Source organism: Gottfriedia sp. S16(2024) (genome assembly GCF_050473765.1).
In the GTDB taxonomy this organism is placed as follows: Bacteria; Bacillota; Bacilli; order Bacillales; family Bacillaceae_G; genus Gottfriedia.
Genome location: NZ_JBFLUO010000001.1, coordinates 3,535,024 through 3,546,697, shown reverse-complemented (window position 1 = coordinate 3,546,697; position 11,674 = coordinate 3,535,024). Strand labels below are relative to the sequence as shown.

General features: G+C 32.0%; 12 protein-coding genes. 3 read left to right on the top strand and 9 right to left on the bottom strand.

Features of this window, described 5'->3' with window-relative positions:
- Positions 1 to 58 precede the first annotated feature (58 nt).
- The 5 genes from AB1282_RS16685 to AB1282_RS16665 form a co-directional block, all read right to left on the bottom strand.
- Positions 59 to 2,332 carry an AAA domain-containing protein gene (locus AB1282_RS16685; protein WP_429899586.1) on the bottom strand — a complete coding sequence of 758 codons (2,274 nt, stop codon included), beginning with the start codon at positions 2,330 to 2,332 and terminating at the stop codon, positions 59 to 61.
- A 382-nt stretch (positions 2,333 to 2,714) separates the two neighbouring features.
- Positions 2,715 to 3,107 (bottom strand): hypothetical protein, encoded by a 393-nt coding sequence (locus AB1282_RS16680; RefSeq protein WP_429899585.1) that lies wholly within the window; start codon positions 3,105 to 3,107, stop codon positions 2,715 to 2,717.
- Between the two features lie 156 nt (positions 3,108 to 3,263).
- On the bottom strand, positions 3,264 to 4,004 hold the full coding sequence (locus AB1282_RS16675; RefSeq protein ID WP_390311402.1) for an esterase family protein: 741 nt from the start codon (positions 4,002 to 4,004) through the stop codon (positions 3,264 to 3,266).
- Positions 4,005 to 4,021: 17 nt separating this feature from the next.
- Entirely contained in the window at positions 4,022 to 5,209 is a 1,188-nt protein-coding gene (locus tag AB1282_RS16670; RefSeq protein WP_056477001.1) for an ATP-grasp domain-containing protein, read from the bottom strand.
- Positions 5,210 to 5,274: 65 nt separating this feature from the next.
- Positions 5,275 to 6,105 (bottom strand): alpha/beta hydrolase, encoded by an 831-nt coding sequence (locus tag AB1282_RS16665; RefSeq protein WP_429899584.1) that lies wholly within the window; start codon positions 6,103 to 6,105, stop codon positions 5,275 to 5,277.
- Positions 6,106 to 6,564: 459 nt separating this feature from the next.
- Between AB1282_RS16665 and AB1282_RS16660 the strand changes: the two genes are divergently transcribed.
- Entirely contained in the window at positions 6,565 to 7,077 is a 513-nt protein-coding gene (locus tag AB1282_RS16660) for an N-acetyltransferase family protein (protein WP_429899583.1), read from the top strand.
- A 76-nt stretch (positions 7,078 to 7,153) separates the two neighbouring features.
- Here the strand turns inward: AB1282_RS16660 and AB1282_RS16655 are convergent, their stop codons facing one another.
- The 3 genes from AB1282_RS16655 to AB1282_RS16645 all read right to left on the bottom strand — a co-directional run bounded on the left by AB1282_RS16655 (position 7,154) and on the right by AB1282_RS16645 (position 8,740).
- A complete protein-coding gene (locus tag AB1282_RS16655; RefSeq protein WP_390311398.1) occupies positions 7,154 to 7,621 on the bottom strand; it encodes a hypothetical protein in 468 nt (155 codons plus the stop codon).
- Positions 7,622 to 7,683: 62 nt separating this feature from the next.
- The gene (locus tag AB1282_RS16650) at positions 7,684 to 8,199 is read right to left on the bottom strand and encodes a hypothetical protein (protein WP_429899582.1); all 516 of its coding nucleotides are present in this window, start codon (positions 8,197 to 8,199) and stop codon (positions 7,684 to 7,686) included.
- Positions 8,174 to 8,740, bottom strand: coding sequence for an RNA polymerase sigma factor (locus AB1282_RS16645; protein WP_429899581.1), 567 nt, complete (start codon positions 8,738 to 8,740; stop codon positions 8,174 to 8,176). Before AB1282_RS16645 ends, AB1282_RS16650 begins: the two co-directional genes overlap by 26 nt.
- 218 nt (positions 8,741 to 8,958) lie before the next feature.
- Here AB1282_RS16645 and AB1282_RS16640 point away from each other — a divergent pair, with 218 nt between their 5' ends.
- Together AB1282_RS16640 and AB1282_RS16635 are read left to right on the top strand one after the other, a co-directional pair.
- Positions 8,959 to 9,933: an NAD(P)H-quinone oxidoreductase gene (locus tag AB1282_RS16640; RefSeq protein ID WP_429899580.1), complete on the top strand. Its 975-nt coding sequence runs from the start codon at positions 8,959 to 8,961 to the stop codon at positions 9,931 to 9,933.
- A 26-nt stretch (positions 9,934 to 9,959) separates the two neighbouring features.
- Positions 9,960 to 10,664, top strand: coding sequence for a DUF554 domain-containing protein (locus tag AB1282_RS16635; RefSeq protein ID WP_056476979.1), 705 nt, complete (start codon positions 9,960 to 9,962; stop codon positions 10,662 to 10,664).
- Positions 10,665 to 10,707: 43 nt separating this feature from the next.
- Here the strand turns inward: AB1282_RS16635 and AB1282_RS16630 are convergent, their stop codons facing one another.
- Positions 10,708 to 11,406, bottom strand: a complete 699-nt coding sequence (locus AB1282_RS16630; protein WP_056476976.1) for a YoaK family protein — start codon at positions 11,404 to 11,406, stop codon at positions 10,708 to 10,710.
- Positions 11,407 to 11,674 lie beyond the last annotated feature (268 nt).

The following is an 11,674-nucleotide window of genomic DNA, read 5'->3' as shown; positions in this document are numbered from 1 at the left end:
GCGGAAAATTAATTAATAAGAATAAAAAAAATTACATAGAATACTTTCTATGTAACTTTTAAAAATCGATAAATCCTTTTACTATTTGACAAGTTAAAGGACAATTCAATCTTGCCGAGTTATTTGATTGGTTTAAACTTACATTTGACAAAGGAATTCCAAACCATAAAATTTCGTTATCTATCATAATAAAAGGTTGAACTTGCTCTTTTTTAATAAAACTTCTATTTTTTTGATTTTCATAGTGAAGTTCACTAATAAAGAGAATGGGTACCTCAACATCATTTATAATTTTTCGAATTTCCAAAGACATTTCAGATAAATTTGGCATCGAGACGATTATTTTTTTATTAGCATTTTTTAGATCATTTACTAATTCATTTTTCAGATCAATTGAATCATTTAAAAACAGTCTTAACCTCTTTGATATACTCTTTGAAAAAACCTTTTCAAACTCCTCTTTACTCACCTTGTATTCCTTATCCATTTGATAATGAATTAACTTATTAATCGTTTTTTTTGAATTTGTTTTACTTTTTATAAATGGAATATCAGCAATATGAATAAATTTACCTCGAGCTCTAGTCAAAGCAACATTAATTAATCTTTCACTGTTTTGATCTGTTAGTAGCAAACCAGGTGAATATTGTGGTTTCGTATCTACTGAATCAAAAATGATTACGTCGCACTCCGCTCCTTGAAATCGGTGAACTGTTGCGATTTGTATTGGTAATTCTCGATATTTTGTTTTTCCGATAATCTCTTTATGGAGTGCCGTAAGTAACTTTGCCTGTGCTCTATATGGCGTAACAATTCCAATAGACTTGACCCCATCTACTACACTTGAAAGTATACATTGAATTGCAATAATCGCAGACCCTAAATTATATCTAGAATTCGTATTTGAATCTTTTAAAGCATAGGTTTTTAGAAATTGCGAATTTATTAAACTATTCGCTTTCATTGGAAATGGTCTATGTTTAGCGATTTCCTGTCTTTTTTTGACAGATGGATGATCAAACACTAACGAATGATAGATTTCGTTATTCGTAAATCCAGATATGGCCGGATGCATTCTCCTTTGCTGATTCAATAAAACTAAATTAATTAATGGTTCACCTTTTTCTATTTTTTGGACTATACCAGTATGATGAAATAAATCTTCCTGTAGCCACTTTTTCACATATTCATTATGAAAACATGATGCAATTGGCGGTAATTGTTTAAAATCTCCGCAAACAACTATTCGTTTCCCTAATGTAGAAGCAAAGGCGATTTGCGGTATATACGCCATACTAATTTCATCCACAATAACTAAATCGAACTGGCGTAAATAGATTAAAGGATCAATTGAACATTTGGATAATGTAGTTCCAATCACTTTTGCTTGATCAATCAATTCTTTTTCCTTTTCACGAATTTCCCCTCGAATTTTATTTAACTTATTTTGAATTTTACTTAAATCATCTAATTCTCTTTTTGAAGCTGCACCTCTTCTAGCTTTCCTTAGCATTGAATGCTTTCGTTCATCTAAATTTTCCAATTCATAATGATTAATAGTTCCAATTACCTCAACAAGCTTTGAGGAAAGGATATCTTCATGTTGTAATAACACTTCATCTTTTGTATAACCATAGCGGACAATCTCTCCACTCTTCCATTTATCTTTTTGTTCTAATTCATGAATTACATTTTTCATTAAAACATCTACTGCAGCATTAGAATGAGCAATTACTAAAACTGACTTATTTTTTTCGTAATGTTTTAAAATAATATTTGTTAAATTATAAGATTTCCCAGTACCAGGCGGTCCCCATATATATGTTGTTGCGTTATAAAACGAACGATAAATCAACTCCTGCTTTGTCGAACTTTCTTTCTTCATTTTACTTAAATGTTTAGCAGTTGAATCAGCATTCATTAGTTTCATAATTCTTTTTTGTTTACTACGATAATCTTTTATTTCCTCAAGTCTTTCAATTAATTGATCTAGTAGCTCCCATGGTTCATTAAATAGTTCAGCATATGGAATCATCGAAGTAATTCTTTCATTAATTTTAATTTCAACTTGAGAGCCTTTAAACGATAATAATTCACCTTGATACTCTTGATTTTCTATTTTTATTCGAACCGGCGTTCCTTCTGGCACAAAAATTTCTGCATAAATCGTAAACAAGATCACCGTACTTTGTCCGATTTGGTACAATGGAGTACCCTTAGAAAGTGTAAAACTTCTCCCACCGTGAAATTTTAAATAATTTCGTTCTGCTTCAATTGCAGACTGCCATTCTGTAATTAACTTATTTACGTCATTTAGTGTATTTACAATCATTTATTTCACCTTATTAATTTTGAAATTGATATTTAAAGATTTCTCTATAGTCGTCTACTTTTCGTTATTGAGTTACCTTAAATTTTAGACATCATTTTAACAAACAAAACGTTCCTTATTGACCACTATAGAAAGTTAATCTTTAATAGTAATTTACTAATCATACACTAGTTCATTCAGTTTATTAAATTATTACAACCTATCTAATCAGTTAAATTTTGTTGATTTTTTTATTGAATTTAAGTGTAATTATTCATATTTGTACCTATTAAATGTTTTTTTCTCCACAAAAATGACTCCCACCAGATGAAAAAGGAGAATGACTTCAATATGAAATCATTCCCCTCGAATAGTATGAAAATTCTTTTAATAAAATAACTCTTCAATGGCTAGCTAAACGTTTTTCAAAATCCGCCTTAAACAGCAGAATAGCATCGATATTTACTGCAAAATCGTGGTCACTGATATTAAAATTAGTTATAAATTCGTCAGACCTCTCACGAACCATAATTGTCGGACGGATATTGTCTCCAATAGCCTCCTGAGTTACACCACTTCCATAAATATACCAGTTAGTTTCAGAAGCCTTATTTGCTGCATTTTTAGATAAGTCATTTTTTATTATTTCGCATAAATTATCCATAAAATCTTCATTAAGATTCATGTTTTTTCCAAATTTTCCTTCAACAGTTAAATCAGCATCTCCATACCAAATATTCCTACTTGTTCTCTTTCCGTCATTTGAAGTATAAGTTTCATCAAACAAAATTTTCATTTTCATTACCACCTCGTTATGATGTTCAAGTCTAACATGCTTTAGTGTAAGTAGCCCTAAAAAAGTATTTTGTGTTTATTGCCACATATATTGTTACTTTTAAGATAAAATTTAAAAAAACATATCATTCTACTGTATTGAAGTTTTTATGATTTTTTATTTAAATAATTCTTCTAAATAATACGGCATTTGGCGTCGCCACCAAACCCAGTCATGCGAAACATCTTCGCCCCACTCATCAAACCATGCTTTAATTTGTTTTTCTTCAAAGGCTTCTTTTAATGTAAAATATGAAGGCAGCCCGTCTTGTTCCCAATCACCTAGCCCGGTACAAATTATAATATCTGCTGAACGGTATCGATCAATGAACCATCCGTCATTTTGATTCCATATGTAATCACTTGGTGAATTTTCGTATACAAGAGGATCATTTCCATAATCCCCAAAAAAGAAACGCACATCGTACACGCCGCTAAGTGCAACTGTTGTTTGGAAGACATCTGGATGTCTCAAGAAAAAGTTCAACGCATGATATGCTCCCATACTACAACCCGTTGTCATCATTGGATCAAACCAACCAGTTTTATGTTTAATAAATGGAATAGCTTCTGAAATTACATAACGATCATATGCCTCATGCGCTAATGCACGGTCATGTAACGATTTTGAGTCGTGTAGCCAACTTTCGCTATCTATGGTAGACAGTGTAAAAAACTGAACTTTTCCGGATTCAATAAAGTCATGACACACATCAATCATTCCAAAATTATTGTATTCAAAATGCGTCCCCCCAGATGAAGGAAAAACTAGGATTGGCATGCCACTGTGTCCATATCTGTTCAACTGCATTTCGCGTCCTAATTCTCCGCTCCAATGGCTTAAATGTTCTATATTCATAGAAAAATCTCCTATCCTTATACGTTTACAACGCTGCAATTTTTTCGTTCATGTACAAAACTAATGATTTCATCGACTTCTTCCTGTGAATCTGCATTAATGGCATAAAATTGATTTCCTTGGAGTTCCGCAAACGCATCTGGAATACGCTTTTCAAACTTCACACGATCGCCAAATCGATCATAAATTGCATTCGTATCGTGGTTATACTCATACGCATCACGCTGTGTTATACCGACACAATACTGGTTTTTGGCATCGGACTCCTTAATTTCTCCACCTTTTACAATAGAAGCATACTGATCAAATAAATCAATGGAGTACGCGAAATTGTACATATCAATCGTAAAGCCACCAGCTAGGCGGTTATTATATTCAAGTGCAACATAATCCCCATCTTCTAATTTAAAAAACTCAATATGGAAAAAGCGTTCCTTCATTCCAAAAGCTTTTACAATTGATTTACCATAGTATTCAAGCTTTGGATCAATTTCTTTTTGAATAATATAAGCTAAATCCAACTGACCTTTAACAAGTTCCAGAGTAGGCACATTATATGTAAAGCTTGTTTGGAAAACAATATTCCCTTTTTGATCAACTAAACCATCAAATGTACAAAGCACGCCTCCTTCGACATATGGTTCAATGAAGTACACTTGTGTTTCATCCCATACTTCTTCAAAATGTCGTACAGCCTCTTCTGAACATAATTTAAAGGTTGCAGCTGAACCAACACCATTATCCGGTTTAGCAATAACTGGCAGTCCTAATTCATCAATGGCTTTAGTTAACTCTTTTTTAGTTTTAACGACTTTTCCATCTACAACAGGCACACCTGCTTTTTTAAACAGCTTTTTCATTTCAGATTTGTATTTAACTTTTTTCAAGTCACTCGGTTTATTTCCATATACATTAAATTGTTCACGCAACTGCGCATCAAGTTCTAACCAGTATTCGTTATTAGATTCAATACGCTCAATCGGACCATGTTTATAAAATAAAAATGCAACAGCACGCTTCACTTCATCTAGATCTTCTAAATTATTCACACGATAATATTCTGTTAATGAGTTTTGTAATTTTGAACCTAATTGGTCATATGGCTCTTCGCCAATACCTAATACATTAATACCAGCGGCTTTTAAACGATGAGCAAATGCCTGAAAATTCTCTGGATAATATGGAGAGATCAAAATATAATTCATAAAATTGCTCCTTTATAAAAAGTAATAGTTATCTAATTTAAGTCAAATATCATTAAACAGTTCATTTAAGACCACTTCTCACTTAAGAAACGTAAACATTCTGGTAGGTGCTTTGCCCAAGCTTTTTCATCATGTACTTCATCCGCATAAATATTTAAATGAATGCTATCAATTGGAACAGAGCCTTTTATCAGTTGTTTATAATACTTAAGCGAGCAATCGATATATGCTTGCTTCATATTTCCATACATAAATTGCCGATCGGTATCATCGCCTTCCTGGGTACCAACTTGAATATACACTCGTTGTTCAGGATCCAACTCTTCACTAGCAATATAACTATCAAATGCATTACTTGTAATCCAATTGGCTAAAGAAAAAATACCTAAACCACCAATTTGATTTTTATATTCAACACCCATAAAAGCCGAAATATTTCCTCCAAGTGAACTACCTATCACCGCTGTATGATATTTATCTGGTATAGTTCGATATTGCTTATCGATAAACGGCTTCACGACTGCCATGACAAACTCAGCAAACTCCACCCCTTTCCCACCTAGTTCATAATCTTCAGGAAGTGGGCTTTCAGTAATTTTCCAAGGCGTATATTCATTAATTCGGTCTTGTCCACCGTTATCGATCCCAACAACAATCATCTTCGGTAAATCGGGGTTTAATTTAATAGCCGGAATCACTTTCCATGAATACCCGCTATAAGATTCACTACTATAGAAAATATTTTGACCATCATGCATATAGACAACTGGATAATTTTTATCCTCATCTTTATCATAATTTTTCGGCAATAAAACACGCACGCGACGTTTTTCATTTTTATAAGACATATGTAATTGATGTGTTTCTAGTTTTAAATAAAAATAGGATTGATTCATTTTAACTTCCTCGCTCCTTTGAACTTACCTTTTATAAATCACACTTAGAAGAGAGCTCTTCAATAACTTTTTATACTTCTCTGTTCTAATTTCTTTATTTAATCCTAAGTCAATTAGACTTACATTCTAACTATCTGACAAACTAATTTGTTCTTCCCACTAGTTACCAGATTGGTCTGAAAAATCAATTTGTAATTAATTCAACGAAAATAGAGTAGATTCCTTCTTGAACAATCATGTCAAATAATGAAATAGAGAATAATCGATTAATGATTATCCATTATTTCACAATATGGAAGGATCGATTACTATAGGGAACAATGTTTATAAAGTTCGCTATGAACAATTAAATTGGGATTTAAAATTATGATCAAATTGATATAAATTTAAATTTTACGATTTGTCTAAAAAGTTCTAAAATATAAAGTGATAACAAATTAAATTTGGGGGAAAGAAAAAATGATCAGAGAAGCTTCTCAAAAGGATTTAATGGACATTTTGGAGATTTATAACGATGCCATTCTTAATACAACTGCTGTTTATACATATCAACCACAAACGCTTGAAAGCAGACAAATTTGGTTTGAACAAAAGATGGATGAAGGGTTTCCTATTCTAGTCTTCGAATTTGATCAAAAAGTCGTCGGATTTGCTACATTCGGTCCTTTTAGAGCTTGGCCGGCCTATAAATATTCGATTGAGCATTCAGTTTATGTAAATAGTGAATACAGAAAGAGGGGTATTGCCACTTCATTAATGAAAGAATTAATCTCTATTGCCAAAGAAAGAGCGTATATGACTTTAATTGCTGGAATTGATGCAGACAATGAAAAAAGTATTGCCATGCATAAAAACTTCGGATTTATCTATTCAGGCACTATTAAAAAGGCAGGTTATAAATTTAATAGATGGCTCGACTTGTCATTTTATCAATTAGAACTTGATGGACCAAAGAATCCTACAGAAGAATAAATTAGTAATCTATTAAGAGTATGTTTTGATCAATATTTTTCAAAACATACCCTTTCTTATTATAACGAAAAACGTTCTATTTCACCTCTAAAGCAAAAGCATAAAAAGCATCACCATGTGATAAATGCTTATCTTTTTTATCCATCCAATATACTGCATATGAGTAATAATATACCCCTTTATTCATAGGTGCTGAAAATTGATTCTTCACAACTACTATTTCACTTTCCTTATTATTATTAAATTGAGTTAAGTGGATTTCACTTGGTTTAGGATTAAAATTCATTATAATTTTAACGTTTTCGCCAGGTTTTACTTCAATCGGCTTTTTCCCCTCTAATAGTAGGACAGGTCCAGCCGTATCAACGCATTCCCCCTGTCCTTTCGATTGCCAACAATAAGTACCTAACCTAGTATCATATGTCTGATTCTCTACTTGAACCATTGTTTTTGGAGGCTTATTACCTTTCATACCATTATTTGCTGAACATCCAGTGAGAATAAGAATGAAAAAAAGTACAGTTACACTTAGCCATTTTGACATTTTGGACACTCCCTATTTTCAAATTGGAATTTTAATTTCTTTATTTATGACACCAATTTCAATCATTTTTCAGTTTTTAAAAACTTTAAGATTGTACCGTCCTCTTGTTTTACAATAATGACTTTTTGGTCCTCATTCGTTACATAAATTTTATCTCCAACCTTTAACATATTAGACGAAAAATTCACTTTCGGATTCATATGATCTTTAACAACTTCTTGGACTACACCAATTTGGTCTTTAAGTTCAAATTCCGTATTATGTATAATCCCTTCAAACCGATATTGAGCCCCGTTTACAACTAATAGTCCAATACTGGCATCTGCAGAAATACTTTTAGATTCACTTGTAATACCTATGTCTTCTTTTAGTGCGTGTTGAATAGGTGAATTTATATAAATGGTAAATACCAGAATCAAAAGAATCCCAACTGAAACAATCGGTTTTCGAATTCGATTATGCCCCAAATTGAAATTGGCTTTATTCCATATTTGATCATATGTGACGGAAGGATTATGTTGATTTAATTTCTTCTGAAGTGTGTGTTTAATCTCAGAAATAGGATTGTTTTCCACCATTTAGTTCACCCCCTTTCAGTTTTTGTTCTACTTTAAACAGTTCGTTTTTCGATAAACGATATCTTAATTTTGTCAGCGCGTAATTAAGCCTTGATTTACATGTACCGATTGGAATATTTAAAGATTCCGCCACTTCATCTAATTTGAGTTCTACATAATAATGAAGAACAATTACTTCTTTACTCTTTTGCGGTAATAAGTTTATCTCTTTCCATAGTTGATCTTCCATTTCATTTTTTAAAATCGATTGTTCAACGTCATTTTCAGTTAGAACATCATGATTAATTCCGAATAGTTTCTTAATTTTTTGTTTGCGTATCATATTGCGGGTGATATTTACTGTCATTCGATACATCCAAGGTTCTATTGGCTTTGTTTGATCAAACAGATGGAATTTTTTTATGATACGAATGAACGTCTCTTGCGTAATATCATCTGCCATTACTTTTGATTTGGTTAAAAAGTAAGCAGTACGATACACCAGTGACGAGTGATTATTAAACAATTCTTCTAAACAATCTTTGTTAATATTTTCAGACACTAGTTCTCCTCCTTTCACCACTTACCCTATATACACTTGAAATCAGTTTATAGTTCGGAGTTTTTTTAAATTTTTTCCTTAAAATTACTTGAAAAAGAATGTGTATGGAAATGTGTTAAGAAAAAATACAAATTTCATCAATCCGAGTTTTTAAAATATTCTTTCGATTAGTTATATAGTATGATAAGAATTAACTTAATTAAAGGTAGGTTTTTAGAATGAAGGCAGTTCAAATTGATGAATCAAAGCATTTATTTATTGACGATTATCAAATGCCTGTTTTAGGTGAGAATGAACTTCTTGTTAGAGTTCATGCTACGGCTATTAATCGAGCTGACTTACTTCAAAAACATGGTAAGTACCCCGTCCCTAATGGCGCATCTCCAATTTTAGGTTTAGAGATGGCCGGGATTGTTGAACAAGTTGGGGCTAATGTTACAAATTGGAAAATTGGAGATCGTGTTTGTAGCTTACTGCCTGGCGGAGGTTATGCACAGTATGTTTCCATTCCTTCTGATTTGGCAATTTATATTCCAGATCATTTTTCGTTCGAAGAGGCTGCGGCTATTCCTGAAGTGTTTTTGACAGCTTACTTAAATTTATTTGAATTAGGTAGATTAAAAGAAAATGAAACTGTTTTAATTCATGCCGGAGCTAGTGGCGTTGGGACCGCTGCAATTCAGCTTGCAAGAGAATTTGGTACGAGTTCAATCGTTACTGCTGGAAATGAAATGAAACTTGCAGCTTGTACTGATTTAGGTGCAAATCATGTGATTAACTATAAAGATGAAGATTTTAAAACTGTAGTCGAAGAAGTTACTAATCATGTAGGGGTTGACGTCATTTTAGATTTTATTGGTGCATCCTATTTCCATCAAAACTTACAATCATTAAATAATAATGGTAGGCTCATTTTGATCGGTACAATGGGTGGAGTTAAAGTGGACGACCTGAACTTATTACCACTTTTGACAAAGAGAATTTCAATTATAGGGAGTACTTTGCGATCACAAACACTTGAGCAAAAAATCTACTTAACGAATCAATTCAAAAAATATGTATTACCGCTTTTTATGAATAAGAAAATAAAACCAATTATCGATTCAATATATAGTTGGCATGAAGTGAATGAAGCTCATTCTCGAATGGAGAACAATTTAAATATCGGAAAAATAGTCTTAAAAATAGATTAATTATATGCAAGTTAAAGGGGATAATCATGGTACTACTCGGTTCAATTGTTAATGCAGCAGCTATTATTTTTGGCTCTTTACTAGGTTTGTTTATTAAAAGAATTCCAGAACGAATGAAAAACCTAGTAACTCAGTCAATTTCTCTCGTAATTATTGTCATAGGATTTACTTTAGCTATGAAAACAAATCAAATCCTGATCGTCGTTTTCAGCTTATCATTAGGTGCAGTTGTAGGAGAATGGTTAGATATCGAAGCTAAATTAGATAAACTAGGTCTATTTATCGAAAGTAAATTTCATTCTAAAAACGAAGGTTCTATTTCCAAAGGATTTGTTACTTCGACTTTATTATTCTGTGTTGGTGCGATGGCCATTCTTGGAGCTCTAGATAGCGGTCTTCGTCATAATCATGAAATTTTATATACTAAATCAATGATGGACGGTTTTTTATCCATTATATTAACTTCAACTCTTGGAATTGGCGTATTATTCTCTGCTGTCCCAGTCTTAATCTATCAAGGATTCATTGCCATTTTTGCATCATTTGTACCGAATCTAGTTACACAACATTTATTAGATTCAATCATTGCTGAAATCTCAGGTACAGGGGGAATTTTATTAATTGCTCTTGGTTTGAATTCATTAGGTTTAGTAAAAATAAAAATCGGAAATATGTTACCTTCTATTATATTTGCACTTATTTTTGTTTGTTTCATTCAATTTTTTAAATAAACTAAAATGAGCCCCAAAAGAGGGCTCATTTTTTTAATCTAAATTAATGTAGTTTCCTTCTAAAATAACCTTTGTCTTTATGGTATAGGATCAATGCGATTAATAATACACCTGCAGCAATCCAAACAGCTTGGTTCCCAATATACTTTGTAGAAAGACTTCCAAACAATGCCCCAAATGAAAAGGAAAGAATAATAACTAAAAACTCTTTAAATTTTGTTTTTGCTTCTTTGTCACGATTTACAAAAGCTGTATATGCTGCCTGTGAAGCAATTCTAATATTACCTGTTGTCATAGTTGAATTGTATGTCCATTTATCTAAATGAGTGAACGTTGAAATTTGTAATGATGAGACAAAGGAAATGCAAACTGTTACAACCAAATTAGGTACACTACTAGGTAATACACCTACAATTATTAATACGATACATTCTAATATAAGAATCGACCGTCTGTAGCTATATAAAAGTTCCTTTAAACGTGGATGTTTAACGGATTCAGCAACTAATACACCTAGAATAAAGGCTATAATAGGTAGAATATAATCCACAGAGTTTTTCCAATTTCCAAATGATAGATTTATTGCCAATAGAACAAGATTTCCCGTTTGCGCATTGGCAAATACACCATCTCTACTTATAAACGTATACCCATCTAAAAATCCACCTACTAAAGCTAACAATAATCCAAGATAGACTGAATTTGATGATAATGATGGAATTATTTTTTGTTTAGATTTCAAACTAGTTCTCCTACTACTATTACTGGGCTTATCGTAATCATCATAACACAGTTAGTATGTATATAAATGTGAACAATATCCAACAATTACAATCCAAACTAATCTGTTATCTACTTTGGTTCTTTTTGGGTTATTTGTTTGTTTTTTTAAATAAAAGCTCTGTTAATTTTGATTTTTGAACTAAAAAAAGTTGTCTAATTAGACAACCTTTAGGAACTCTTACCCAATTTTTTAAGCAGTGTTTAGTTGAATAAGAACCCAAACCCAC

Coding starts and splice junctions, on each gene's coding strand:
- AB1282_RS16675 (WP_390311402.1), bottom strand. CDS start 4,004: ATGAATATAGAACATTTAAGCCATTGGAGCGGAGAATTAGGACGCGAA.
- AB1282_RS16640 (WP_429899580.1), top strand. CDS start 8,959: ATGAAGGCAGTTCAAATTGATGAATCAAAGCATTTATTTATTGACGAT.
- AB1282_RS16665 (WP_429899584.1), bottom strand. CDS start 6,105: ATGAATCAATCCTATTTTTATTTAAAACTAGAAACACATCAATTACAT.
- AB1282_RS16635 (WP_056476979.1), top strand. CDS start 9,960: ATGGTACTACTCGGTTCAATTGTTAATGCAGCAGCTATTATTTTTGGC.
- AB1282_RS16655 (WP_390311398.1), bottom strand. CDS start 7,621: ATGTCAAAATGGCTAAGTGTAACTGTACTTTTTTTCATTCTTATTCTC.
- AB1282_RS16685 (WP_429899586.1), bottom strand. CDS start 2,332: ATGATTGTAAATACACTAAATGACGTAAATAAGTTAATTACAGAATGG.
- AB1282_RS16670 (WP_056477001.1), bottom strand. CDS start 5,209: ATGAATTATATTTTGATCTCTCCATATTATCCAGAGAATTTTCAGGCA.
- AB1282_RS16650 (WP_429899582.1), bottom strand. CDS start 8,199: ATGGTGGAAAACAATCCTATTTCTGAGATTAAACACACACTTCAGAAG.
- AB1282_RS16680 (WP_429899585.1), bottom strand. CDS start 3,107: ATGAAAATTTTGTTTGATGAAACTTATACTTCAAATGACGGAAAGAGA.
- AB1282_RS16660 (WP_429899583.1), top strand. CDS start 6,565: ATGATCAGAGAAGCTTCTCAAAAGGATTTAATGGACATTTTGGAGATT.